This window comes from Paenibacillus gorillae (assembly GCF_000513275.1).
In the GTDB taxonomy this organism is placed as follows: Bacteria; Bacillota; Bacilli; order Paenibacillales; family Paenibacillaceae; genus Pristimantibacillus; species Pristimantibacillus gorillae.
In genome coordinates this window covers 1-25,179 of the sequence record NZ_CBVJ010000118.1, presented here as the reverse complement: position 1 = coordinate 25,179, position 25,179 = coordinate 1, and the positions used below count along the sequence as shown (strand labels likewise).

General features: G+C 50.1%; 23 protein-coding genes and 1 pseudogene. 21 read left to right on the top strand and 3 right to left on the bottom strand.

The genetic code is table 11. From position 1 onward, the window contains the following. Nucleotides 1-7: 7 nt before the first annotated feature. The 13 genes and pseudogenes from TY10_RS22470 (at nt 8) to TY10_RS32620 (ending at nt 11,001) form a co-directional block, all read left to right on the top strand. Nucleotides 8-754 carry an IclR family transcriptional regulator gene (locus TY10_RS22470; RefSeq protein WP_042168549.1) on the top strand — a complete coding sequence of 249 codons (747 nt, stop codon included), beginning with the start codon at nt 8-10 and terminating at the stop codon, nt 752-754. Nucleotides 755-1,017: 263 nt separating this feature from the next. After that, nucleotides 1,018-1,218 (top strand): cold-shock protein CspD, encoded by a 201-nt coding sequence (gene cspD / locus TY10_RS22465; RefSeq protein WP_042168546.1) that lies wholly within the window; start codon nt 1,018-1,020, stop codon nt 1,216-1,218. A gap of 92 nt (nt 1,219-1,310) precedes the next feature. Continuing rightward, nucleotides 1,311-1,526 (top strand): cold-shock protein, encoded by a 216-nt coding sequence (locus tag TY10_RS22460; protein WP_042168543.1) that lies wholly within the window; start codon nt 1,311-1,313, stop codon nt 1,524-1,526. A 145-nt stretch (nt 1,527-1,671) separates the two neighbouring features. Continuing rightward, entirely contained in the window at nt 1,672-2,370 is a 699-nt protein-coding gene (locus tag TY10_RS22455; RefSeq protein ID WP_042168540.1) for a response regulator transcription factor, read from the top strand. A 2-nt stretch (nt 2,371-2,372) separates the two neighbouring features. Further along, a complete protein-coding gene (locus TY10_RS22450) occupies nt 2,373-3,851 on the top strand; it encodes a sensor histidine kinase (protein ID WP_238327908.1) in 1,479 nt (492 codons plus the stop codon). Further along, a complete protein-coding gene (locus TY10_RS22445; RefSeq protein ID WP_042168537.1) occupies nt 3,841-4,992 on the top strand; it encodes a hypothetical protein in 1,152 nt (383 codons plus the stop codon). The genes TY10_RS22450 and TY10_RS22445 overlap by 11 nt, the downstream gene beginning before the upstream one ends. Nucleotides 4,993-5,141: 149 nt before the next feature. Then, a complete protein-coding gene (locus TY10_RS22440; protein WP_042168535.1) occupies nt 5,142-6,551 on the top strand; it encodes an ABC transporter substrate-binding protein in 1,410 nt (469 codons plus the stop codon). Continuing rightward, the gene (locus TY10_RS22435) at nt 6,544-7,425 is read left to right on the top strand and encodes a carbohydrate ABC transporter permease (protein ID WP_081735435.1); all 882 of its coding nucleotides are present in this window, start codon (nt 6,544-6,546) and stop codon (nt 7,423-7,425) included. The genes TY10_RS22440 and TY10_RS22435 overlap by 8 nt, the downstream gene beginning before the upstream one ends. Nucleotides 7,426-7,443: 18 nt before the next feature. Continuing rightward, nucleotides 7,444-8,322 carry a carbohydrate ABC transporter permease gene (locus TY10_RS22430; protein WP_042168533.1) on the top strand — a complete coding sequence of 293 codons (879 nt, stop codon included), beginning with the start codon at nt 7,444-7,446 and terminating at the stop codon, nt 8,320-8,322. Between the two features lie 16 nt (nt 8,323-8,338). After that, entirely contained in the window at nt 8,339-9,499 is a 1,161-nt protein-coding gene (locus TY10_RS22425; RefSeq protein WP_052350715.1) for an efflux RND transporter periplasmic adaptor subunit, read from the top strand. Between the two features lie 175 nt (nt 9,500-9,674). Beyond that, a complete protein-coding gene (locus TY10_RS22420) occupies nt 9,675-10,400 on the top strand; it encodes an N-acetylmuramoyl-L-alanine amidase family protein (RefSeq protein ID WP_042168527.1) in 726 nt (241 codons plus the stop codon). After that, nucleotides 10,397-10,684, top strand: a pseudogene (locus TY10_RS32625) (RNA polymerase sigma factor); the annotation flags it as partial. The gene TY10_RS22420 and the pseudogene TY10_RS32625, both read left to right, overlap by 4 nt. Nucleotides 10,685-10,722: 38 nt before the next feature. Further along, entirely contained in the window at nt 10,723-11,001 is a 279-nt protein-coding gene (locus TY10_RS32620; protein ID WP_081735432.1) for an RNA polymerase sigma factor, read from the top strand. A gap of 459 nt (nt 11,002-11,460) precedes the next feature. Here the strand turns inward: TY10_RS32620 and TY10_RS22410 are convergent, their stop codons facing one another. Next, complete coding sequence (locus TY10_RS22410) at nt 11,461-11,757, bottom strand: hypothetical protein (protein WP_042168524.1); 297 nt, start codon at nt 11,755-11,757, stop codon at nt 11,461-11,463. A 235-nt stretch (nt 11,758-11,992) separates the two neighbouring features. Between TY10_RS22410 and TY10_RS22405 the strand changes: the two genes are divergently transcribed. The 5 genes from TY10_RS22405 to TY10_RS22385 all read left to right on the top strand — a co-directional run bounded on the left by TY10_RS22405 (nt 11,993) and on the right by TY10_RS22385 (nt 18,898). Next, on the top strand, nt 11,993-13,528 hold the full coding sequence (locus tag TY10_RS22405; RefSeq protein WP_052350714.1) for a serine hydrolase domain-containing protein: 1,536 nt from the start codon (nt 11,993-11,995) through the stop codon (nt 13,526-13,528). A 150-nt stretch (nt 13,529-13,678) separates the two neighbouring features. Continuing rightward, nucleotides 13,679-14,962 (top strand): family 43 glycosylhydrolase, encoded by a 1,284-nt coding sequence (locus TY10_RS22400; protein ID WP_063510460.1) that lies wholly within the window; start codon nt 13,679-13,681, stop codon nt 14,960-14,962. Between the two features lie 101 nt (nt 14,963-15,063). Beyond that, the gene (locus TY10_RS22395; protein ID WP_042168522.1) at nt 15,064-16,188 is read left to right on the top strand and encodes a DNA alkylation repair protein; all 1,125 of its coding nucleotides are present in this window, start codon (nt 15,064-15,066) and stop codon (nt 16,186-16,188) included. A 218-nt stretch (nt 16,189-16,406) separates the two neighbouring features. Beyond that, entirely contained in the window at nt 16,407-17,879 is a 1,473-nt protein-coding gene (locus TY10_RS22390; protein WP_238327925.1) for a PAS domain S-box protein, read from the top strand. A 209-nt stretch (nt 17,880-18,088) separates the two neighbouring features. After that, on the top strand, nt 18,089-18,898 hold the full coding sequence (locus tag TY10_RS22385) for a (2Fe-2S)-binding protein (protein ID WP_042168518.1): 810 nt from the start codon (nt 18,089-18,091) through the stop codon (nt 18,896-18,898). Nucleotides 18,899-18,959: 61 nt separating this feature from the next. Here TY10_RS22385 and TY10_RS22380 read toward each other — a convergent pair whose 3' ends face one another. After that, entirely contained in the window at nt 18,960-20,546 is a 1,587-nt protein-coding gene (locus tag TY10_RS22380; protein WP_042168516.1) for a helix-turn-helix domain-containing protein, read from the bottom strand. Nucleotides 20,547-20,642: 96 nt separating this feature from the next. After that, entirely contained in the window at nt 20,643-21,659 is a 1,017-nt protein-coding gene (locus TY10_RS22375) for an ABC transporter substrate-binding protein (RefSeq protein WP_052350713.1), read from the bottom strand. Nucleotides 21,660-21,972: 313 nt separating this feature from the next. On the opposite strand from TY10_RS22375, the gene TY10_RS22370 reads away from it, so the two are divergent. The 3 genes from TY10_RS22370 (at nt 21,973) to TY10_RS22360 (ending at nt 25,127) form a co-directional block, all read left to right on the top strand. Further along, the gene (locus TY10_RS22370; RefSeq protein WP_042168513.1) at nt 21,973-23,076 is read left to right on the top strand and encodes a polysaccharide deacetylase family protein; all 1,104 of its coding nucleotides are present in this window, start codon (nt 21,973-21,975) and stop codon (nt 23,074-23,076) included. 110 nt (nt 23,077-23,186) lie between these two features. Further along, nucleotides 23,187-24,335: an MFS transporter gene (locus tag TY10_RS22365; protein ID WP_042168510.1), complete on the top strand. Its 1,149-nt coding sequence runs from the start codon at nt 23,187-23,189 to the stop codon at nt 24,333-24,335. Nucleotides 24,336-24,560: 225 nt separating this feature from the next. Continuing rightward, nucleotides 24,561-25,127, top strand: coding sequence for a beta-class carbonic anhydrase (locus TY10_RS22360; RefSeq protein WP_042168508.1), 567 nt, complete (start codon nt 24,561-24,563; stop codon nt 25,125-25,127). Nucleotides 25,128-25,179: the final 52 nt, after the last annotated feature.

Here is a 25,179-nt window from a genome sequence, read left to right as displayed (position 1 = left end):
TGCAGAGATGAATGGGACTCAAACATTGGGACGTGCTATCGACATTTTATTCGTACTTGCAGAATCGGGCTCTACACTGACGGTTAGCGAGATTGCGGAGAAGGTCGGCATTCCCGACAGTACAGCTTACCGTTTTATTCAAACGCTCATTAAGAATGGTTTTGTAGAGCGCAAAGGCAGAGGTCAAATCGGATTGGGACTTCGAATCTTTGACCTGGCAAGAAGCTTGTCCCAGCAGATCGAGAAGGAACTCCTGACGATTGCCCGGCCTATTATGGAAGACCTTACGGGTCTGACGAATGAAACGACGGTGCTGTTTGTCCGTTCAGGCTCCAAAGCCATTTGCATAGAAAACGTAACAAGCCGAAGATTGGTTAGGCTGACGATTGAGAACGGCCGCATTTTGCCGCTTAATTCCGGCGCCTCGGGAAAAATTTTGCTCGCTTACGAAAGCGATAAAATAATCGGGGAAATGACCAAAGTGTTTGAAGAGGATAAAAGCGCAGACAAGACCTCGCTGCTCAAAGAGCTGCAGCAGATCAGGGACAACGGTTATTCCATGACGCTTGGTGAGGTGGATGAAGATGTATTCGCGGTGGCGGCTCCGATCTTTGATCCCCAGCAGCGCATCGTCGCCAGTTTGTCGGCTGCCGGACCTGTCCATCGGTTAAGCGAGCAGGAAATGCCGAAGCTCATTCAGGATGTAAAGTCGGCGGCATCGCAAATTTCTTGTAAACTCGGCGGATTGGCTTAAAGGCTGGCTTTTCTCAGTCTAAAGCTGCTAAAAATCGGCCTTTTTTTACCGATTGTCATTCATTTACAGCGAATGCCAATTTTTATTCGTGCCGATCTGTGTTATACTAACTTTATCGAAATAGCGACCTAACGAATTCACATAGCGTAGAGGGTTATTCTATCAAGCAATAACCTTATACGCGATGTGAATTTTTATTTCTTGGGAAAGAAGTAAAGGTCATGCAAATCAGATGCATATCAGATAAAAGGTGGTTTTTTACAATGGAAACAGGTACAGTGAAATGGTTTAACGGAGAAAAAGGCTTTGGCTTTATCGAGGTTGAAGGCGGCAACGACGTATTCGTGCATTTCAGCGCAATCGTTGGCGACGGCTACAAATCGCTTGACGAAGGTCAACGCGTTGAATTCAACATCGTACAAGGCAACCGCGGACCGCAAGCTGAGAACGTTGTAAAGCTGTAGGATTAGCAGAGAATCATGCCCCGGACTGACGTTTGGGGCGATTTTTTATCACAGCTGCACCTATAACGAATTCAAGAAAGAGGGATGCGCGCATGTACAATTCTCGGAAAAAGAATGTAGAAGATCTCCCCACTGAATTAACTGCCATATGGTCTTGTTCGAGCGAGGATTGCAAAGGCTGGATGAGGGATAACTTTGTTTTCAATATGGTTCCCGTATGTCCCCAATGCCAATCTCCTATGGTTAAAAACGAAAAAATGCTTACTGCTGTAACAAACACCAGCCCGAGCTGGGTTAAAAACAAATAATACGCAACGATTCTTCACCATGTTAAACCCGACCGCAAGAGGTCGGGTTTTTGCTTTTTCAGGCACCTATTTTATAAATAGCAAGCGGTCATGCTATGATGTTTCTATATGCCGATAAATTGTCAGGGGAAGATTGGGGATCAAGATGGAGAAGACTAAAATTCTTATAATCGAGGATGAGGAAGCCATTGCCGATCTTCTTGCATACGGCTTAACCAAAGAAGGCTATCTGACGCAGACGGCTGCGAGCGGAGCGGACGGCCTGCGGGAGATGGAACGGTTCCGTCCCGATTTCCTGCTGCTCGACTGGATGCTTCCCGACCAAAGCGGCCTTGAGGTGTGCAAGAAAGTGACAGCCAGCTACAACATTCCTATTCTTATGATTACAGCGAAATCCGATATTACGGATAAAATACTCGGCTTGGAGTTTGGCGCCGACGATTATATTACGAAGCCGTTCGATCTGCGTGAGGTGATCGCCCGGATTCGAACGATTCTCCGCCGCATGGCGCAGGCGAACCGCAGCGGCAGCGAAGAGCCGGAGAATGAAGTCATTCGCTTCAAGAACATTGAGATTATTCGCAGCGAGCGGCTCGTTAGAAAGTCCGGGGATGCGGTCGACATGACGCCCAAGGAGTTCGATTTGCTCGTGAAGCTTTGCAGCAGCCGGGGCCGGATTTTCACGCGAGAAGAGCTGCTGGAATTGGTCTGGGGCTATGACTATGTCGGGGAGACGCGAACGGTGGACAATCATATACAGCGGCTGCGCAAAAAGCTGGATGCCAATGATTTCATTACGACGGTATTTGGCATCGGCTATAAATTCGAGAAGGATATTGATTAACGATGATGCGATTTCTTCAGCTGAGATCCATTCGCTCGAAATTCATCGTCGGCTTTTTTCTGATTTTCCTAGTCTCCTTCCTGCTGTTGAACCAGACGGTTACGAGCATCATTCAGACAAGCAATCAGAAGATTATTACGGATGATCTGCTCGGGCTGAAAAAAACGGGCAACAGCTACGTCCGTCAGGCGTTTATGATTAACCATTTTACAAATAACGAAGTGTACTTTGGACAAATCGCGGAGGAAATGATCGGCGATCTGCTGTATGCCACCTCCAGCGAAGTGAGCGCCTACTCCATAGACGGCAGCTTGCTGTATGCTTCCAACCCGTCCGTCTTCGCCGGTTCTTCGGACAATGATCTGAAGCAAGCGCTCCGCGGCTCGACCGCGTATACGATTTCTTACGACAGCGGTACAGCTGCCGTGCTCTATTCCTATCCGGTCATTATCGACGGGGTGAAGGTGGGCATTCTTCGCTACTCCAAGACGTTTGGCTCGCTATATGAGCAGTCGGGGAAAATTCTGAATGCGATTTTTTATATCGCACTGGCGATTTTTGGCGCTGCATTCTTGTTCTCTTATTTGCTCTCCCGCCACATATCAATTCCGTTGACGAAGCTGGCCAATGCCTCGAACGAAGTGACAAAGGGCAATCTGGATGTCCGATTGACGATGCGGCGCAACGATGAGATCGGGCGGCTTGCCAGCAACTTCAATGACATGATCGAGCAATTGCGGAGCCAGATCGGGAAGATCGAACGAGACCGCGACCGGCTGGAAAAGCTGCATTTGCAAAGCAAGCATTTCTATGACAATGTGACGCATGAGCTGAAGACGCCGCTGACCTCGATTTTGGGCTATGCGGAGCTGATTAGGGAAAACGGGGAAAGTGATCCTGCGTTTTTCCGCAAAGGGATGAAGCATATTGTGGGAGAGAGCCAGCGGCTTCATGAGATGGTCGTCTCGCTGCTGGAGGCTTCCAAGGAGCAGGACAGCTGGGATGACAAGGGAAGAATTGAAATCGGGCCTTTGCTAAAGGATGTTTGCGAGGCGATGGCGTTCAAGGCACAAAGATATAAGAAGACCATTGATTTTAACGCCGAGGCCGGGCTTTACGTCGGGGGACAACCGGACAAGCTCCGGCAGCTGTTCATCAATCTGGTCGATAATGCAATCAAGTACGGTCACGCCCATTCGGAAATTTCGGTCAAAGCCAGTGCCGGTCACGAATGGGTACGTATTGTGTTTGCCAACGAAAGCGATACGATCCCGCCTGAGCAGCTCGCCAAAATTTTCGAGCCCTTTTATTTGGGCGAAAGCCGGGTGAAAGAGCAGGGCAGCGTAGGGCTTGGCCTTAACATTGCGAAATCAATCGTGGACGATATCGGCGGAACTATTGGAATGAGAAGCGAGAATGGGGAAACGCTCATTACCGTGGAGCTACCTTATACGAAAGCGGAGAGATGGCATGAACATTAAGCATATACGCATAGGCTTATGTCTCGGCATTCTGCTGCTGGTCTTATCCGGCTGCATGAGCAGGCTTCGCTCTGAGACGATCATTATACCGGACAAAGCTGAAGAAGTGCCAGAGGATCGCGGGGGTGAAGCTTTCGAGGTCCGTACGTTATACAGGTTTCCCTATATGCATGAGAAAAGTGTGGGCGAGTTTCGCTGGAGCGGACCGGAGTCTTTGATCCGGGCATACTGGGGGGATAAGGGAAACCAGACGATCGAACGATATGTTCCGCCATATGAGAAGCCGCAAAAGCTTCTGAATTTGGATCTCTATACGACCGATTTGACGGGCTTGTCGCCGGATGGCCGGTATTACGCAGGATTTAGCTTTAAATCTGCATCGGCAGACATTTCTGTGGCATCGCTGTCTGGCGGGACGGTTCAAGTAATCGACACGTTGGATTTTTCGGCGAGGCAAATTCCAAGAACGTTGACATGGTCGGATAACAGCCGCTATTTTTCCTATTTTTCACAGTCAGAGCAGGGCGAGACTGAGATCAGTGTGTACGATACAGAGAATAAGACGAAGAAGAACTACACGATGCCTGACTTGAATAAAACGGCTTATTTTTATTCCATCAAGCTGTCCGACGATGGCAGCAGTGCCTTAATAGTGAAGGCTGAGAAAGGTAAGCTTACGAGCTTCGTGCTGGGCAGATGGAAGGGCAGCCAGTTCGTCAGCGAATATGAGCATACACTGAACGATAATCTTCAGGTGGACTGGCTGGATAAGGACCGGATCGCTTTTGTCGGCACCGACGGCACTTTGTTTACGTATGACCGGCGCAATGCTGGCGTATCCGTGCTGCTGGATCAAGTGGGCAGCTTTGAATTGTCGAAGGACCGGCAATACATTGCTTATACGACAGAGGAAGCGACGATTGATGTGGCGAAGCTGCAAGGCAATAATCTGCTGAATAAGAAATCCGTTTATCGCGGCTTTGTCGCTGCACAGATGGCTTGGAGTCCGGACAACGGGGCCCTCTTCATTCAAGGACGGAAGCCGTACGACGGCGTGAGCGCCGCGCAGCCTGCTGCTCCTAAGGTAGAGCTATACGATAATTTTAATACCCAGTTGATTATCGTCGCGTTCAAACAATAGATCATTCCTAGACATCTTCCGGCAGCGGAAGGTGTTTTTTTTTGAGTTTCGTGACAACTTGTTTACAACTCTAAGATTCTTTCATGACATCATTCCCCTAAAGTAAAGAAGTCGAATCCATAGGGATCAGACAGAAAGGGGATATAGGGATGAAAAAGATGATGTGTATACTAACCGGCCTGCTTCTTGTTTTTACACTTGCTGCTTGCAGCGGTGCGAACGGATCGGGCAACCATACAGAAGGCTCTTCCGGGAATGGAATCGGGGGCGGCGACGTCTCTGGCGGGACGAGTGATCCGGCGGGCAAACCGGGCAAAGGCGATCAAGAGGGAGAAACAGCAACGACAGATAAAGGGAAGAAGACGATTGTCTTCTCAACCTTCTGGCAAGACGATAAGTTTGAGGAAGCAAAGAAAAAGTATGAAGCGCTTCACCCGAATATTGAGATCAAGCTGCAGCACATCGATACGGACAACGAACATGTGGAAGCGGACCTGGAGAAATTCGCCACTACGACCAATACGGCGATGCTGGCCGGCAAAGGGCCGGATCTGTTGGAAATGGACAAGCTGCCGATTGAAGATTACGTGAAACGCGGGCTGCTAGCCGATTTCAATACGTTGATGGAGCAGGATAAGGGCTTCAATAAAGCCGATTATTTCACAAATATTCTAGACAATGCGGGGATCGGAGGCGGTCTTTACGGCATGCCATTATCCTTTTTCTTGATGGGTTTTGCCGGGGATGTGGACGCAATAGCGAAGGCTGGCGTACAGATCGATGACAAGTCATGGTCATGGGAAGATTTTGCTCAAATCTCGAAGAAGCTCGTCAAGGACGGCGACTACCCGAATGTGATTGCCAGCATGCCCGGCAGTATTTTGACCATGATGGTAACGGATAACTACGCGACCTACATCGATGTGAAGAAAGGCAAAGCGAGCTTCGAGACGGCTGCTTTCACGGATCTGATGAAGCAAGTGAAAACGATGGCCGACGACGGCGTGATCGGGCAAGAACGTCCTTACTTTTTCCCGACTCAAATTAATTCTCCTGGTGATTATTTGACTACCTTAAAGGGTTATCTCGCTAAAAATATGAGTTTGTATGCTAAACCGCATACGAAGGAAACATCTCCCGGAGGCTATTTCCGCTCGTATCGTACGATCGGGCTAAGTGAGAATTCGAAGGTGAAGCAGGAGGCGTGGGATTTCGTTAAATTTATGATGTCGGAGGAGATCGCAAGTTCCCCGTTGTCCGCTGGCTTCCCGATTAATAAGAAGGCTTATGCCAACCAGCTGGAGGAATTGAAGAAGATGGGCTCGGTCAAGGGACATGAGGATGGGCCGCTGCACGGGGCATCCGTTCCGGTAGACGATGCGAAAATTGAGCAGCTGACGGGTTATGTCAATGGAGCCATTCATCAGGTGGCGTATCAATCAAGCAAAGTCGAAGAGATCATCTATAACGAGTCACTGGCGTTCTTTAGCGGGCAAAAAACGGCCGAGGCTGTGGCGAAGCTCATTCAGAACAAAGTGACGACTTATATCAATGAGTAGGAACCGGCTGCAGCGCTGGGTCCGAAGGGAGGGTATGCTGGCGCTGCTCTTTCTGGCGCCAAGCTTGATCGGCTTTGCGGTCTTTTACATCATCCCGTTTCTTATGGGGGTCTATGAATCGTTCACGGACCGGACGCTGGGCGGCTCTTTTGTCGGCTTTGACAACTACAAGGATCTGCTGGCAAGCAGCTCCTTCCGCAAGGCGGCGGCGAATACGATGCTTTTTACCGGGATTAGCGTTCCGCTGCTGATTGCAGCGTCGCTATCGCTGGCATTGCTGTTGAACCGGCCGATGTTTTTCCGCAACGGGCTGCGAACGGCTTTTATCATGCCATTGGTCGTACCGGTCGCTTCCATCGTCATGATCTGGCAAATATTTGCCGACTGGAATGGCACGCTTAATCTTTGGCTGCATCACTGGGGCAAGGAGCGGATTGACTGGCTGCAGTCGGACTGGTCGATGGGAGTTCTGGTCGTCATGTATCTATGGAAGAACATCGGCTATAACATGATTTTGTTTCTGGCCGGCTTACAATCGATTCCGCAGGACTATTACGAGACGGCGCGGATCGAAGGTGCGGGACGGTTGCGCCAGCTGTTTCATATTACACTCGTTTATTTGACGCCTACGATGTTTTTCGTCGTCCTGATCTCCATTATTAATTCATTCAAAGTATTTCGGGAGACGTATTTGCTGGCTGGCGACTATCCGTATGACCGCATTTATATGCTTCAGCACTATATGAACAATATGTTTTTTTCACTCGATATTCAGAAGCTGACGGCAGCCGCTACACTGATGGTCGGCTGCATCGTCCTCTTTGTGACGGGGCTGCTGCGGGCGGAGCGCCGGTTTCGTGACAATATGGAGTGACGGGAAGGAGACTAGGATATGAAGAGGCCGGGATGGATATCCAAGCTGGTTCTGACGATTGGGCTTGGGGTGTTGGCCGCGATTATGCTGGTGCCCATCGTACTTACGTTTACGAACTCGCTGATGACGGAGCAGGAGATCGGATTGAATTACGGTCTTATCGGACAGATGACGGACGCTGCGGCAGGCGGTAAGGACGCTTTCGTGAATTTGAAGGTTTTGCCTGATTGGTTGTCGCTGGAGCAATATTTGCACGTTCTTGTGCTGGCCCCGAAGTTTCTGCGGATGTTCTGGAACTCCGTGGCGCTGGTGGTGCCGATTATTGCCGGACAGACAGCCGTCGCTGCTCTTGCCGCCTATGCTTTTGCGAAGCTTCGGTTTTTCGGAAGGGACAAGCTATTCCTGCTCTATTTGATGACGATGCTGATGCCGTTTCAAGTGACGCTCGTTCCGAACTACATGGTCGTTGATAAGCTTGGTTTGATGAACAGCGGGGCTGCGCTCATTCTTCCCGGTATTTTCGGGGCGTTTGGCGTGTTTATGCTGCGGCAGTTTATGGCCCATATTCCGTTTGCTTATACGGAAGCGGCGAAGATCGACGGCGCGGGGGCCTGGACGATTTTTGCGCGTATCATATTACCGCTCGCCAAGCCCGGGCTCGCCGCATTAACGGTTCTGCTATTCGTCGATTACTGGAATATGATCGAGCAGCCGCTTATTTTTCTACAGGATGCTTCTAAGCAGCCGCTTTCGCTTTACCTCGCTTATATCGATAAGGAAGCACGCGGCATCGGCTTCGCTGCCTCGGCGCTTTACATGACGCCGATGGTGCTGCTGTTCCTGTATGCGGAATCTTACTTTATCGAGGGCGTGCAGCTTTCGGGTATTAAAGGATAGTACAGGAGTGATGATTGTGGATTGGGATGAGACGGCAGCACGATTGCGAAAACGAAGGATTCGGCTGATTGCAGCCTTGTTTTTTGGGTTGCTTGTTGTGTTGACATTGACCGGCAACACGCTGCAGGCGCTCACGCTGCCCAAGGTTTATACGGCTCAGACAAAGAAGGGGGAGCTTACCCATGCTTTCAAAGGCTCGGGGACAGTCGTTCCGGCCGAGATCAGGGAGCTGGCAAATCCCGCAGGCTGGAAGGTTGCCAAGGTGCTTGTAAAGCAGGGGGAGCGTGTGAGCAAGGGGCAGGCACTTGTACAATACAACGACTCCGAAGCGAAGCAGCAGCTCGCTGAAGCTCAGTCTGCTTTGAAGAAGCTGCAGCTGTCGATGGAAGGACTGGAGCACAGCTATATTCAGGCGGTTACGGATGGCGATGAAGCCGCCAAGCTTAGCGCCAAGCTGGCGATAGAAACAGCCAAGCTGGATATCGCCGATCAGAAGCAGCGCATACAGCTTCAGCAAGCGGGAAGAGCGGAGAATCGGCAGCTGGTTGCGCCGTTTGACGGAATCGTAGCAGAAATTGGGGCGACGGAGGGCTTGGGGTCTTCGGGCGTTCCCGATATTAAATTGACGAATATGGCTAAGGGCTTTCGGGTCGAGATTCTGATTCCTTCGACAATCGCCGAATTATTGAGCGAGGGGGATAAGCTGGAGATGCAGCTTACCGGTGAAGAAGAACGAATAGTTGAAGGCGAAATTACCGCTATGAAGTCCAATTCGGCAGGCGGTAATGACGGAGAACCCGGTGGCGGGGGTGCTGGCGGGCTAGGAGAAGTGCAAGGGCAAGGAATGAATTCGACCACAATGGTTACGTTAGCTGTCGAGGGCAAGGGCATGAAAGGCGGTGAGCGTGTGGGGCTGTACCTTTCTAAAGTGAAGAGTGCAGCAGCTATTCTGGTCCCTAATGATGCTGTTCACAAGGACGTCGAAGGCGCCTACGTGTACACGGTCGAAGAACATCAGGGTCCGCTTGGTAATGCCTATTATGTAGTGCGGACGCCTATTGAAATTGCCGATGCCAACGAGACGACGACAGCCGTCAGCCAAGGGTTGTTCGATCAGCAAAATGTAATTGTCAGCAGCAGCGAGCCCGTTATCGACGGGGTGCGTGTACGATATTGATGATAACGGTTGGGCCGGCATGGACGGTTCGGCCGTTTTTTATGCGGGCGATTTTTGTAATTCAGGTTTGCTAGTTTTAGAGACAAATTGGTGACAAGTTGTAGACGTGGTTGTGATGTCCGGACGGTATAACTAAGAGGTAGTTATTACGGATTCTACTTCAGGGAGGATTATCATGAAACGTCGTTACAAAACAAGAAAACTAGCGAGTGTGGCGGTACTGCCGCTATTTTTAGTCGTTATAATAGGAACTGTTATTTTTCTGGTAGGCCAATATACGAGAGATTCCAAGATGATGACCAAGGCGTTCTCCAGCAGTGTAGAGGAGTCGGGAGGTGCCCGGCTTACCTCATCGAGCAATGGCTATAGAATTATGATTGATGCTGGACATGGAGGCAAAGACCCTGGCGCGCCGGGAGTGAGCGGCATTGAAGAGAAGCACAGCAACCTTGCCATCGCGCAAAAGGTGTATGACTTACTGCGCAACGATCCGATGTTTGATCCACGGCTGACCCGGCATGACGATTCTTTTGTGGAACTGGATGAACGAGCGGCGATGGCAAACGACTGGAAAGCGGATGTAATGGTCTCAATCCATGGGAATTCCTATGAGAGCGGGAGCATCTCGGGGACGGAAACCTACTACCGTTATGAGAACGGTATACCGCTTGCTATGGCTATTCATCAGAAGGTTGTTGAGGCGATGGGTTTTGAGGACAGAGGTGTCCGGGAGAATCATTTGAAGGTGCTGTCCCTTAGCGAGATGCCGGCTATTCTGGTAGAGACGGGCTATTTGACTAATGCGGCAGAGGAAGCGGTGCTGCTGAGCGAAGCGGGCCAAAATAAAGCAGCAAAGGCTATTGTGGACGGGCTGAAGCAATATTTTAAAGGAGTGGAATGATGGTGCTGGAGCGTGACAAGGAAGAAGCGTTTAATGACATCTATCATCAATATTATAGTCTCGTCTACTATACGGCCTACAAGGTGCTCCATGATTCCTACATGGCTCAGGATGTCGTGCAGGAAACGTTTATCAAAGTGTTCAGCCACTTTCATACCATTCGCCAACAAAAGAATAAAGGCGCCTGGATCAAAACAATATCAAGAAACAAAGCGATCGACTACTACCGGAGACGGGCGGTCCGCAACGAAATACTGGATGATCTAATCGAAAGCATAGGCGCTGTTGAGGACGAGACGGATGGTCTAGCCGAAAAAAGTGTGTGCTGCATGAGCTGCTTTATACGCTGGAGCCCCAGTACAGGCAATCGCTGCTGCTTGTTTATGAGCAAGGCTTTACTTACGAGCAGCTTGCGGCACATCAGAACACAACAGTCAGCGCCGTCAAATCCAAGCTGCATCGCGCCAAAAATGAAGCTGCGCTTAATGGTTGGCGAAGCGGGAATGACAGCGGTGGATCGTTACGCGTGAAGGGGAGCAGCTCAGTTAGCCGGGCTGAATGGCTGGAGGCTGGAGATAAATTCCCAGCTTCTGTGGCATAACGGTGTTCAGCCGCATTTTGACGAGCAGCCTGCCTTCCGTTTTCCAATACAGATAACTAGCCTTCCGACTCGTTGCTGGATACGCTGAAAATCTTCTTCCATCCTGTTTCTAGAGCTTCAAAATGTAAAAGTACATTTTGAAGCTGGTGAAATCGCTGTATATCGGGATCAAAATGCAAAAGTGCATTTTGATCAGCCGTTTTTGGACCAAAAGGGCCGATTTGGCCGAATCAAACTGCACATTTACATTTTGAAGGCGGTTTTGGGCTATTTTCGGGGAAACAAACTGTATTTTCGCATTTTGTTGCTCTGGATCTTATCACAACCGATCCGGAATAGCGTTATATGGTGTTAATAATCGAGTTCAACGGTTACTATACAGCGCAAAATGGCGTCACCGCCAGCATAGTTAGAACAATACAGCATTTATGTTGCCAACAGTAGTTTTGATGGGGGCGGTTAGCGGCCCGAGTTTGGCCGAACGGCTTGAAGGGCCATTCGGGATAGCCCGTACACCATCAAGTAAGCAACGCTTATCAAAAAAGTGGCGGATTGCAGCACGGAATGGATTTCCGTCATGAAGATTGTATCGTCCATGATCGTGCGGGTTGCCGCCGCTCCAATTACTGTAGAAGCCAGGAATAGCGCAATGGAAGCGAGAGCGCCAAGCACCATGCGGGCTATTGTGCTGCGATATCCGATCCAGCCTGCTACAAGGGAAGCTGCTGCTAATAGTACACCGATGATTATTGTCATCTTCGTTCACCTCATTAGCCAGCATGGGTAAAAGAAGAACACTCTAAACCATCTTAAATGATGTTCTTTGCGTCACGCATAGGCATTCACCCGACTAAGGTCTAGTGTTTCCCTCAACCCCGCGGCCGTTTTTCACCTCATTTATACACTTTATAATGAGAGTCAGGTGAATGATAAGGAAATAGGTGAATCCATAATGATGATGATGAGATCAAAGACGAGGCAAGCATTTTGCATGTCGGTGTTACTATGCACGATTGCCGCAGGATTTGTCAGCTATGGCCTCGTACCGGAGCGTGCAGCACTGGCGTTGGCAGGTCAATCAAGCGCTGAACATATAACATTGGCCCTAACTAGCCCAGCGCTCTCGGATCATTCGACTGCGTCATTGGTGAAGCAACAGGACAACGAGAAAATCGACCGTTTTATGGAGACGGCGATTGACAGACTTCATATACCGGGAGCGGCGATTGGGATCGTTAGCAAGGACGGGGAGATTTACACGAAGGGCTATGGCAAAGCGAATGCAAACGGGAAGGCAGTTACGCCTCAGACGCCGTTTATTCTCGGGTCGACGAGTAAGTCCTTCACGGGGCTTGCGGTTATGCAACTGGCCGATGAAGGTAAAATTGACCTGGATGCGCCTGTGCAAACGTACTTGCCGGATTTTACAGCAGCTAATGCCCAGCGCGCTGCGGTTGTAACCGTACGTCAGCTGTTAAACCAGACGAGCGGCATTCCGGCAATTGCCGGGTTGAAGCTGAACAGCTTAGACGTCTCGCTCAAGCAATATCCGGCGACATTGAAGGATATAAAGCTCAGAGGAGCAGCCGGTGCTAAATTCGAATATTCCAATGCCAACTACAATGTACTGGGAGCGCTCATTCAGGCCGTATCCGGGCAATCCTATGGCGAATATGTGCAGAAGCATATTTTCACACCGTTAAGTATGGAACATAGCTTCACCTCAAGAGCACTAGCTGAGCAAAATGGCTTGTCGCAGGGGCATCAGTCGGTTTTTGGATGGGTGAGGACGGCTAACCCGCCGGACCGGTCGGTTGATGTGCCGTCTGGCTACATCATGTCCAGCGCGGAGGATATGGCTCACTATTTAATTGGACAGATTAATAATGGCGTTTATAACGAGAAGCGGGTCGTATCGGAATCAAGCACGCTGCTCATGCATGGGCAGGATGGCGCTCCGATGGGAAAGGGCGCAACGTACGGAATGGGCTGGATTGCTGTCGACCATACCATTACGCATGATGGAGGCGTGGAAAACTTCAGCTCCAATATGCTGATTGAAGGTGACACCGGTATCGTACTGCTGCTGAATAAAAACGGGTCATCCGCAGGCGTCATCACGGAGGGAATCCGCAAAATTCTTAAAGGGGAAGAGCCGGCTTCCATCCCATCCGAAAGCGGTACTGACTGGCTGATCCGGGTCGTTTCATTGCTAGTGTTCTTGTTCGTTCTTCGCTCCATTTATGTTACAGTGCGCTGGAGACGAGACGTCCGGCCAGAGCGGCGTTCGATTATTTTACACTCGCTATCTATTGGCCTCCTGCATTTGGCACTGCCTCTATTCCTGCTCTTTGCAGCCCCTAATCTGCTTCAGGTGACATGGGAAATTGCGCTGGCCTTTATGCCCGGCATCAGTCATTTGCTTCTTATTGCTTCGATTATGCTTCTAGCCTTTGGCCTATCCAGGCTGATTCTGCTCATCAACTCGCTACGAAATACATCATCATTGACTACCCGGCCTCAATAGGCCGGTTTTTTGCTGTCTGCCCTCTGAATGCGATAAAGATCGCCTGCATACGTTAATATCGCCTCATAGTTATTGTCCAACATTCCGGTTATGCTAAACTGACCGGACGCATCCGTCCGAAAATGATTGTTATTGGAGGTTTATAATAATATGAAAAACCCGATTATTACTTCGATTTTTACAGCTGACCCTTCCGCCCACGTATGGGAGGATGGAAAGGTCTACATATATGCCTCTCATGACATGGATCCGGCTAGAGGCTGCGATCTGATGGACCGCTACCATGTATTCTCTTCTGAGGATATGGTCAATTGGGTAGATGAAGGTGAAATTTTGCGTTCTGACGACGTATCTTGGGGCCGGACGGAGGGCGGCTTCATGTGGGCGCCGGACGCTGCCTATCGGAACGGTACGTATTATTTCTACTACCCGCACCCTAGCGGTACCGCCTGGAATGATACTTGGAAGATCGGGGTTGCGACAAGCAAGAAGCCAGCAAGCGAATTTACCGATCAAGGCTATATTACAGGGCTTGGCGGCTTCGCGATGATTGATCCGTGCGTCTTCGTTGACGACGACAACCGCGCTTATATGTATTATGGCGGCGGCAGCAAATGCGCAGGCGGTGAGCTGAACGACGATATGATGTCGATGAAGCATGACGCCATTGAAATGGAAGGCCTGGAGGATTTCCACGAAGCGACTTGGGTATTCAAAAGAAACGGCATTTACTATTTGACGTATTCGGATAACCTGGACGGACTAAACCAGATGCGCTATGCGATCAGTGACAACCCGCTTGGTCCTTGGACGTATAAAGGCGTGTTCCTGGAGCCAACAGGCTGTTCGACTTCCCACGGCTCCGTCGCTGAGTTCAAGGGGCAATGGTATTTGTTCTATCATAATCAGGACATTTCTGACCAAGGCAACCTCAGAAGCGTGTGCATCGACTACTTGCATTTCAATGAAGACGGCACAATCCAGACTGTAGTGCAGACGAGAGAGGGCGGAATTAAGCCGGTTGGACCAAGCAAGGCGGCTAATCCGAACCAAATCGTCTATGCAGCGGATCAAGCTTCCGTACACGGGGGCGCTGCCCTTCTGTCTGACGATCAGGGCAATGCCGTGATCGGGTCTTTAAACAGAGAAGGCGCGTATTGCCAATTTGATGGATTGGACGGCTTAGGCGGCGGAAGAACCTCGATCGAAATTCGCTATGCAACGGAAGAGCGTCTGGCTAAGATCAATCTGAACGTTAACGGTGAAGACTTCTCCTTGCTGAATGCTTTGTCGACAGGAAGCCTGTCCGACTATACAGGGATTACTAACCTTACGGTTCCTTTCAAAGCAGGTGCCGTTAATAGCGTTAAGCTTACCGGTGGCAACGGCGAGCTGCGCATCGCCAGCATCGCTGTGAGCTCTTTCGAAGACTAGAAGCAAAGTAGAAAATGCTGCAACCCCGGCCGCAAGACGGCCGGGGTTTGTTGTATACTTAGCTTTAGAAGCAGAGTCTAGTTAGAAAGAGGAGATTCATAATGGCAGAACCCTTAAAGGATTTATATAATAAGGCCTTCCTAGAAGGCTTTGGCGATAAGGTTAGACAGGTATACCCTTCATTTGATTCACACGACTTTGTCAGCACAGTGATGGACGAGAGCTGGGACGGACTGGAGCTGAAAGGGCGGACACGACGGATTTCTACTGTACTGGGGCAATACTTGCCGGAGCAGTATGAGGATGCACTGAACGTGTTGTTCAAGCTGTACGGTACATGCACCGGCTTTCCATATTTGTTTTTCCCTGACTTCGTGGAGGTTTATGGTGGAGCGGACGAGCACTGGGAGCTGTCGATGAACGCCTTGGAGAAATTTACACAAAGCTCCTCTGCTGAATTTGCTATCAGATGGTTCCTTATTCACAATCCGGAGAAGGGGATGCAGCAGATGGCTATCTGGTCGGAGCATCCTAACGAGCATGTCAGACGTCTCGCAAGCGAAGGCTGCCGTCCCCGCCTGCCGTGGGGACAGGCACTCCCGCTCTTTAAGAAGGACCCGTCCCCGATCATGCCGATACTGGAGCGATTGAAGGCAGATCCGTCGCTTTATGTAAGGAAGAGCGTAGCGAATAATTTGAATGATATTGCCAAGGATCATCCTGCGCTCGTGCTTGAGACCGCTCGCCGCTGGCAGGGCAATGATCCCCACACAGATTGGATTATTCGGCATGGCTGCCGGACGCTGGTCCGGAAGGCTATCCCGGAAGCGCTGGCGTTGTTTGGTTATTCAGAGTCTGCGGAGGGTTCTTCTCTTACCGAAAAAGCGACGATCATCGCCGATCCTTCAGAGATTCGCATCGGCGAAAGCAGCGAGCTAGCCTATGTGCTTGGGATCCGCGAAGGAGATCCGGTTCGTATTCGCATCGAATACGGCATCGATTTCGTTAAATCCAAGGGCAAGACGTCCCGAAAGCTATTTCTGTGGTCGGACAAAACGGTGCCCGGAGGCTCCCGGCTAACGGGCACACGGACGCATAAATGGGCGGATTTGACGACGAGACGCCATTATCCTGGCCTGCATCGAATCACGCTACTGGTCAACGGAAGGGAAACGGCGTATACGGAAATCGATTTATTGGACGGGGGTCCGTCCCTGACCGAATAATAGTCTGCCAATTAACCGCATCGAGAGGCCATCTCCTTGCGGTTTTTTTCCTGGAATCAGCATTTAAAATTGCTTCTACTTATTAAATATAGTGCAAAAGACGCGAGGCAGAAGGAATCGAACGGAATATGTAGAAATTGACATACACTATGTATTACTGCTAGCCGGTTAAAGGGAGTTATATCCTAAAGACGGGGTGGGATCTTAACTTGTTTTGGATGTATGCGTCGGGACTTCTTGCCTGTTTGACGGTTATGTATTTCTTGTTCCGATCCGCGCGATCCGCGCGGCGGAGATTGTACTCTTTTATAGACAATAACTTTGACGCCATCCTATTGCTGGACATTTCCGGTATCATTACACGGGTGAATCCTGCATTTGAACGAATGTTGGGGTACAGCAAGCAGGAAGTGGAAGGGAAGTCGGCGTTCACCTGCCCGTTTCTCCCGAAGGAAGAGTTAAACCAGCTGCTAACTTTGCATGATATGGTCATGCGCGGCGAATCGTTGTCGGCCATCGAGTGTGTCCGCGCGACGAAGTCTGGCGTATTGCTGAATATCATGCTGTCTGTAACCCCTTTCTACAATGATCGAAACCAGATCGACAGCTGGATTATTGTCGTAGCTGACCGAACTGCCCAGAAGCAGGATCAGGAGCGGCTTGTCGCCAACCAGGAAGAACTGGACATTTTCATTCAGAACAACTCGGACGGCATTGCATTTTTTGATGAAAGCGGTTGTCTGCTCAAAATGAATAAATCTGTCGAGGCGATATTTGGCTATAGCTTTGAGGAGCTGCAGGGCGCGTCTTATTACAATATTCCGATTGTGACTGAGGAGATGAAAATAAAGCTGGTCGGGCAATTTATGCGAGACAGTGTAGTCCGCAATTTCGAAATGGAAGGGATGACCCGGGATGGAAGGAAGCTGCCGATTCTGGTGTCCGTAACCCCTCTAACGAAAACGATAACGACATACGGCGTTGTGATCAAAGATATTAGTCAGCTGAGATCAGCGCAATCCTCTTTAAATCGCTCGGAAGCTTTGTCGATGATTGGCCAATTGGCCGCAGGCGTTGCACACGAGATTCGCAATCCGCTCACGTCGCTCAAAGGGTTCACCAAATTGATCGAACTGAAAGCGAACATCGAGAGCAAGCATTATTTTGAGATTATGAACGATGAATTTAACCGGATTGAGCTCATTCTGAATGAAATGCTCGGCGTGGCTAAGCCGCATAATGATCGCATTATCCAAACCGAAGTCAGCGCCATTATTGAATACGCTATCGCGTTGCTGCAGACGCAGGCCGTCATGAAGAGCATCGAGATTGTAACAGAAATGATCGACAACCCTGTTATTGAATGCGATGACAATCAGATTAAGCAGGTATTTATTAATGTGGTGAAAAATGCGATTGAAGCGATGGATCACGGCGGCCAAATTACCGTCCGGGCTGTTCAGCCTAACGCGGATGGAATTCAGGTCGAGGTGATTGACCAAGGGGAGGGAATGACGCCTGCCCAGCTCGCGAAGCTGACAGAGCCGTTCTATTCCACTAAGGAGAAGGGGACGGGGCTTGGTCTCATGATGTGTCTCAACATTATGGAGCATCATAAAGGTTTCCTGAAGTTCGAAAGCGAGCTGGGAAAGGGTACACGAGTCATTCTCGGTCTGCCCTTGCGCCAATAGCTCGGACAAAAGAAAGTGAGAAGCAGGATGCATGCCGCCGGGGCTGGTCTTGCTTCTTTTTTATTATGACGCGTCTGATGTGAATCATCTCTTTGTTGCAAGGTCTCGTGGGTTTTACGAATTGACGGCTAATTTGAGAATGGTTATCATAATAAAAGAAGCAGATCCATAGGATCTAACAGAAACGGCAATAGGACGGGGGAGCTCTTGTGGACACGGAATTCGATTTTACAGTCGTCAAAAGGTATTATCATATCTCTCCGGAAGGTGCGGACAATCCGGTATATGAGCTTCCGGCGTCCCGCTTTATGAGCTCGGATGACTTGTTGACGGCACTTCACACAAGCGGACAAACGGTTCAAGCGATATCGAATGCGCTACCCGGATCTTTCATCGGCACCTCGCTATGCAAGCTTGGCTTAATCCAATTGTTGTTCGCTGCCCAATATGACCGGCTGATCGATTTGTCGGCGGACAATCTTATCTACCAAATTGAGAGGCATGGCGATCATACGCATCTGGGCTATAAAATCAAGGAGCTGCGCTCTGTTGCAATTCCTTCGCCACCGGAGCAGCGTGAAGCGTTCTGGATTGCTCACTGGCAATCCTTCTTTGCGCAATTTATTACGCCATCGGTCGAAGCGATAGCTGCTGGAGCAGGCTTGAAGGCAGAGGCGATCTGGCAGCAATTCGGCGGTCAACTTACGCTATTGAAAGACTTCCTGAGTGAACATGAACCGCGAGCAGACGTGCTGCGCAAGTTTGCGGAGGATAGCCGCACATTGGCCGAACGGATTGAGCCGGAATGGTTCAAGCGCAGGCGCAATCCATTTGTGCATCAGCCCCGGTATATCGAGAACCCGCTGAATACGGAGGAGAAATGGCAGATTCAATCCTCCTGCTGCATGTACGACCGGCGGGAGAATGGCGTAAAATGCTATACTTGCCCTCGCATGACGGCAGCGGAAAGAGATGAACGGGCATGCGCGATGCTGGAAAGCGCGGGCGTTGGGGCTTAGCCAATCGGCAGGCGTTGAAAAAGGAAAGAGGTATCTCCGATAATCGGGATACCTCTTTTTTTTATAGCGAATACGCTGATCGGCGAATCGTGTTTGCAGCATCTACCAGTTGTCCCATCATGGAGACGGGATCTTCGCGCAGCCAATCCTCCGTCAGCCTGTAGCACATGTTGTTTCTAACGGCAGGAAGCTCCTGCCACATGGGTGTCTGCTGGAGCTCCTGGAAAAGGGCTTCCGATTCCGGATCGCGCGAGACGACGACAAACATGTGATCGCCAGCGTACAAGGGCAGCTCGGCCACACGGATACGCTCTTTGAACGGATGCCCTTCACGGGCTTGCGCAGCGGCAATGGCTGGAGGTGCTTGGCAGGCCAAATCCCGGTACAAGACGCCGACGTCATAATAGACTTCAACTTGCTGGGGCAGTCCGCGCAGCCAGAAGAAGGATACCGTCTCCTTCTCGTGACCGGAATGGGAGATCAGATCCTTGGATTGCTCTGCGATGTCACGGTAACGGTCCATCCATTGCTCGGCTTCATCAGAACGGCCAATCCACTGTGCAATGTAGCGAAAGCGCTCGAAGAACGGGAGTGACCAAGATACATCCAGTGTAGGCGCGATTTTGGAATAGTCGGAGTAGTGATAGCCGTCGAAGGTCACAATGACATCGGGCTTCAACTCATTTAGTTTCTCCAAGTGAGGAGTTACGACGGTGCTGCCAACGACCTCGATTCCCTCAACATGCGTCTGGTAATAGCGGCTGGTGAGCAATTGGCTGGGTGCCCCTATAGGTTTAATACCGAGGGCAAGCATCTCACCCAAAAACTGCAGCGAAGCGACTCGCGGCGGCTGCTTACGCATGTGCACATAAAGCCGGGGAGATACGCCTGTATGCTGCTTGAAGCTGCGGCTGAAATGGAACGGGTCGCGGAAGCCTATGGCATTAGCGATTTCATGAATCGTATCCTTAGAATCCAGAAGCAGCAGCTTCGCCTTGCTCATTCGTTGCTCTATGAGGTAGTCGATGGGACTCTTGTTCGTCAGCGTTCGGAAAATACGGGAAAAATGGCGCGGTGACAAGCCCGCATTCTCCGCAAGCTGCCCCAGCGTAAAATCATCATTCAACGAATCTCGCATCTGTTGGATGGCTTGCTCTACAGCTTGAATCGCCTGCAGCTCTTTGTTCTCGTCTGCCGCTTTCATTAATTTGAAGATAAGCTCTTGGAACCACAGATGATTCTCGTACTCCTCTTGCTCGTTGAGTCTTTTGCGATGATCATACAGCGTTTGCGCCAATTGAAGAATACGGGAGGAAGGACGCGGCTGAATGGCTCCTTCAGGCAGGCTGTCAGGAGTAGGACTGTTCGGACCGCCAACGTCTGTACGGGTCGGCAATATGTCGAATTCAATGATGTGGACAGAGGTCTGGTCATCCGAACGGTTGGCAATACGCATAGCAGCTCCCGGCTTAATAATGAAGCATCTTCCTTTAGCCAGCGTATATTCCTTCTCATCAATCCAGAGCAAGCCCCCGCCTTCGGCAGCTATGACGAGCACATAGCGGTCCGGTTTCTTTTCCACTTGTGCGGCCATGCCTTCACATGTGAAGCATAGTGAGTCTCTCCATATATACATCCATGAGATCATCGGCAGTCACCTCCTGTTAAAAACAGAAAAGAGTTCCCCGACGGCTGTCGAAGAACTATTCTCTGCAAAGATTGTTGTTCAGGTGTACGTTATTTTTTACTCGGACAACAAGCGTACAGCGTCTTTAAGCTGAGCTTGGAACGATAATACGTCATAAGAGAACCAGAGGTTGGAATCAACGGTGTAGATTTTCTTGTTCTTGTAGGCAGGGAGGTTCTGCCAGAGCGAGCTTTCATCGATCTGCTTCAGAAAATCCTTGTCATTGTCGAAACGGACAACGAACAGGCGGTCGGCAGATGCGTACTCAGGCAGCTTTTCCATCGAAAGGTTGATACCTAGCTCATTGTCTCCTTTATTCCACTCCGTTTGGACGAAATCGGTCATCGGGAACTGCAGCGTGTTGAACAACGTATAGCCAACGTTGCCGTCGCCATATACACGCAGCTGGCCTTTTTCGAAGCCGCCGATTACGACTGCGCCAAACGTTTCGCCTGTTTCCACTTTAGATGCCAGTGCTGCTCTTGCTTCTTCTGCCTCTTTATTGAAGTTTTGCAGCCATGCTTCTGCTTTGTCGCTTTGGCCGAGTGCGTCAGCTACATTTTTGAAGTGGGCAACGGCATCCAGGCCTTCCCATGTCAGCACGATAGTTGGAGCGATTTTGTTCAAGCTTTCAACCAGATCCTTGCTCCATTCTGCCGTAATGATGAGGTCTGGTTCAAGCTCCAATATTTTCTCCAGATTCGGATCATTCGTTGGACCGATATCAGGAATGCCGGCAATTTGATCTTTCATATAAGTGAAGCCGTTAAGCAGGTGAGATGCAACGCCTGTTGGCTTCGTTTCCAAAGCCATCATTTCCGGCAAATATTGCAGTGCAATGACTTTCTTCGGATGCGTCGGGATTGTAACTTCGCGTCCCAAGCCGTCTTTATATACTCTTGTAGCCGATTCTTCTGCTGCTGGCGGCGAGGTTTCCGTCGTTGCCTCTACTGTTGGTGACGGGCTAGCCGAGTTTGAGTTCGAGTTCGAGCCGCTGTTTCCGCAAGCCGCCAGAACCGATACCATCAGCACCAGAATGACTAGCACATATTGTTTGTTCCAAGTCTTAAGCATGTTGTGTTTCCCCTTCTCCACTTTAAAATGATAATCATTATCACCCATTATAGTCAATAACAATTTGGATTGCTATGTCGAATATGGACGTTTTTTTTCATTGGAAATGTCCATTTTTGAACGGTTCGGCTGAGGCTGGATAACCCTGGTTGATAGGAGAATAAGGGCGTAAGAAGGGAGGCAAAGCCATATTTTGCTCTGAAAACCGGACAGATCAGTAAGATTGTATTATAGAAGGGGAGAACAGTAGTAGAGTTGTATGCGTTTTCTCTCTATAATACTTGTTATCTAAAAACGGAAATGGGGCTGCAGCATGACGATCAAGGCAGTTTGGAATGGCAATGAGAATGAAAATATTTGCGCATTTACATTTGATGACGGGCCTTCCCGTCTTCCGATTGAAGCTTGGCTGGACGTATTGGACGAGGAAGGCGCAGTAGGCACGTTCTTCTTCACCGGCGAGTGGATGGACCGCCATCCGGATCGAGCCCGATTGATAATCTCCCGCGGGCATGTGCTTGCGCCTCATACGTATCATCACCGCAGAATGGCACAGGTGCCGAAGCCTGTATTTTTGGAGCAGCTGAAGATGACGGAGCTGGCTTTTCAAGATGCAACCGGACTTCCATGCCCCACCTTTATGCGGTTTCCGTATTGTTCTTTCCGGGAAGAAAATCTCGACTGGCTTGCCGAGCGTAATTATATAGATATTGAAGGCATTGATTCCGGTGACTGGGCAGGCGTTCCGGCGGAAAATATTTTCGCCAAGGTTGAGCCTAAGCTCGAAAAAGGCGCGATTGTGGTCATGCACAGCAATGACATTGCAATCGGTTCTCCTGAAGGCTTGCGGTCATTAATCCGATTGGCCAAACAGAAAGGGCTTGAGGGCGTCGGAGTTCCTGCTATACTGGAATCAATTGGAGTGAAAGCGAACTACAGAAGCTGGAACATCTCGATTGAAGTTCCAGCGGAGCTCGACCATCCGACAGAACACTGGTCCTATCTGGAAAGCGGGGAGCAGCTTGCTGAGCTTGCCGACCAGACGCTGGAGTGGAGCCTTACGCAATATGAGCAGCATGCGAATAATCGTGAAGAATGGCTGGCCTACTTGCAGCAGCCGCTTCAAGCGCATGGCGCAACAGAGGACCGCGAGCTGTTTGGCCTGCGCAGTTTTCAAGAGACGCATTGGAGCTATGTCCGTATGGGCGTGAGAGGCGATACGCTCGTGCTGCTGGATTACGCGGCGAAGGAAGCGCAAGCGGATACGCTAGTCTATATTTTCCGCTGGGCGGCAGAGACGGCTGCGAGACTTGGCTTGAAGCGCATCGAAGCACGTCGCGATCTGCGCCGGGCAGCTGAAATGTGCAGGCAGCTTGGCTGGCCGGCTGAAATCGTGGAGGATGAGGCTGCAGAATAATAGAGCAGTCTAAAAATATAATAGAACAACAGAGTCATAGAGCAATAGAATGACATAGTGTTAAGAAGTGTCTTACGTCAACAGAGGCATGTGCCTGAGGAGAAGAGCCGGTGAGAATTTTAGCAGTTTATTATTTTATTTGGTATTGCGCGGTTTCCGTACTCATTCCTTATACAAGCCTATATTTTAGTGAACAGGGATATACGTCAACGAAGGTTGGTCTGATTTTATCGTTATGGGCAATGGTAAGCGTAGTAGCACAGCCGGTAATGGGGATTATCAATGACCGGATCGGCAATCCCCGCACCATTATGATCCTGTGTGCGGTCGTCTCGCCTTTGCTGGGCATGGGCTTTCAATGGACGAATGGCATTGCGGCTGTGCTTGTTCTGTCTGTTTTCTTTGCCTGGTTCCAATCGTCAGGCGGGCCTATTGGCGATGCCATCGCCGTAGAAATCGCCAGCCAGCGCGGCTTTTCATTCGGCAGCGTCCGGTTATGGGGAGCGCTTAGCTACGCCATCGGCACATTCGTGACAGGCATTTTGTACGAAAAATACGGCTATCACAACATTTTCAACTACTATTTGGTATTTAGCTTGTTGATCTGCGTCGTTATCGTATTCCTGCCCTCGGCCAAACTGAAGCGCAGCCGTGCGCCATTGTTCGGTCAGATCGGGGAGGTTATGCGGAATAGGCCTTATATTGTGTTTGTTGTGACCAGCATGCTGATGATGATGTCCGCGAACATGAATATGACTTTTCTCCCGTTGTACTTCAAGGAAATGAACTTCGATAAAACCTGGATCGGCAGCGCGTTCGCTATTGCGGCGCTGATCGAGGTACCGATGTTCTGGGTGGCGGTCAAGCTTAGCAAACGGATGGGGCGGTACCAGCTGCTCTGTCTGGCTTCTGTCATATATGGCTTGCAATACTTTATGATGTTCGCCTTTGAGAGCGTCTCGATGACGCTTGCTCTTCAACTGATGAACGGGGTGGCATTTGCTTTCATTGCTGGAACATCCGTTGAGGTTGTACAGAGCCTCTCCTCGGAGGGTACGAAAGCGACGCAGCAAACGTTGTATACAGCCATATCATGGGGACTTGGCGGCATTATCGGTAGCGCGCTTGGCGGCGTGATCGTCGATGGCTTGGGCGCCCATTACTTGTATTTAATTCTTTGCGGGTTATGTACAATCTCTGCGGTGCTGTTTTTTGCATTTAGACGCCATCAACGGCAAGCCGGTCCCGCTGCGGCTTAGTATAGTGGCGCATATAGTTGAGTGTGATTACACAGGATGCTTCAGTGTGAGAGACAGAGCAGTTGCCGGACCCAGTGGGCCTTGCAGGTGCTCTGTTTTTTATTGACGTTTGCTGTCGAGTTGTTACTTTTTTTGCCGCCTGGTGAAGGGGGATGGTAAAATGAATGAATCACCTTACAAGGCTGTCGTAACGGCAGCTGCGGCAGGTAGCGAGGAGGAGTACCGATGTCCATCGTTCCAAGTTTGTTGGCCTATAACGAGCAGTTTGTGGAAGAGAAACGATATGAGGATTATTTGACGGATAAATACCCGGATAAGAAGGTTGCTATCCTTTCATGCATGGATACCAGGCTTGTCGAGCTTCTCCCTAAAGCGCTCGGATTCAAAAATGGCGATGCCAAGTTCATTAAAAACGCCGGCGGTATTTTGACCCAGCCGTTCGGCAGCGCGATGCGCAGCATCTTGGTAGCGGTGTACGAGCTTGGGGCCAGAGAGATCATCGTTATTGGACATCGCAATTGCGGAATGAACTCTATCGACTCCGATCGGATGGTGGGCAAGTTCATCGAGAACGGTATCGATCCCCTGGTGATCGAGACCTTGGAAAACTCCGGCATCCGGATGGATCGCTTTTTGCGCGGCTTCGAACGCCCCGAAGACGGTGTTATGCACAGCGTACGTATGATCCGCCGTCACCCGCTGTTCCCGCAATCGGTCCCAGTGCACGGCTTTGTTATCGATCCTGAGACGGGAGCTATCGAAGTCATTGTTGAGGATTTTAGAGAGGAGTAGTAGGGGCTGAGCACAGCTCTACTGATTGACAACCCGGAAGGCGCCGTGCTGG

Bases quoted from the DNA above. Each gene is read 5' to 3' on its own strand.
- TY10_RS22395 (WP_042168522.1), top strand. From the start codon at position 15,064: ATGGCAGAACCCTTAAAGGATTTATATAATAAGGCCTTCCTAGAAGGC.
- TY10_RS22420 (WP_042168527.1), top strand. From the start codon at position 9,675: ATGAAACGTCGTTACAAAACAAGAAAACTAGCGAGTGTGGCGGTACTG.
- TY10_RS22390 (WP_238327925.1), top strand. From the start codon at position 16,407: ATGTATGCGTCGGGACTTCTTGCCTGTTTGACGGTTATGTATTTCTTG.
- TY10_RS22455 (WP_042168540.1), top strand. From the start codon at position 1,672: ATGGAGAAGACTAAAATTCTTATAATCGAGGATGAGGAAGCCATTGCC.
- TY10_RS22470 (WP_042168549.1), top strand. From the start codon at position 8: ATGAATGGGACTCAAACATTGGGACGTGCTATCGACATTTTATTCGTA.
- TY10_RS22445 (WP_042168537.1), top strand. From the start codon at position 3,841: ATGAACATTAAGCATATACGCATAGGCTTATGTCTCGGCATTCTGCTG.
- TY10_RS22370 (WP_042168513.1), top strand. From the start codon at position 21,973: ATGACGATCAAGGCAGTTTGGAATGGCAATGAGAATGAAAATATTTGC.
- TY10_RS22450 (WP_238327908.1), top strand. From the start codon at position 2,373: ATGATGCGATTTCTTCAGCTGAGATCCATTCGCTCGAAATTCATCGTC.
- TY10_RS22430 (WP_042168533.1), top strand. From the start codon at position 7,444: ATGAAGAGGCCGGGATGGATATCCAAGCTGGTTCTGACGATTGGGCTT.
- TY10_RS22360 (WP_042168508.1), top strand. From the start codon at position 24,561: ATGTCCATCGTTCCAAGTTTGTTGGCCTATAACGAGCAGTTTGTGGAA.
- TY10_RS22435 (WP_081735435.1), top strand. From the start codon at position 6,544: ATGAGTAGGAACCGGCTGCAGCGCTGGGTCCGAAGGGAGGGTATGCTG.
- TY10_RS22380 (WP_042168516.1), bottom strand. From the start codon at position 20,546: ATGATCTCATGGATGTATATATGGAGAGACTCACTATGCTTCACATGT.
- TY10_RS22400 (WP_063510460.1), top strand. From the start codon at position 13,679: ATGAAAAACCCGATTATTACTTCGATTTTTACAGCTGACCCTTCCGCC.
- cspD (WP_042168546.1), top strand. From the start codon at position 1,018: ATGGAAACAGGTACAGTGAAATGGTTTAACGGAGAAAAAGGCTTTGGC.
- TY10_RS22440 (WP_042168535.1), top strand. From the start codon at position 5,142: ATGAAAAAGATGATGTGTATACTAACCGGCCTGCTTCTTGTTTTTACA.
- TY10_RS22460 (WP_042168543.1), top strand. From the start codon at position 1,311: ATGTACAATTCTCGGAAAAAGAATGTAGAAGATCTCCCCACTGAATTA.
- TY10_RS22410 (WP_042168524.1), bottom strand. From the start codon at position 11,757: ATGACAATAATCATCGGTGTACTATTAGCAGCAGCTTCCCTTGTAGCA.
- TY10_RS22375 (WP_052350713.1), bottom strand. From the start codon at position 21,659: ATGCTTAAGACTTGGAACAAACAATATGTGCTAGTCATTCTGGTGCTG.
- TY10_RS22405 (WP_052350714.1), top strand. From the start codon at position 11,993: ATGTCGGTGTTACTATGCACGATTGCCGCAGGATTTGTCAGCTATGGC.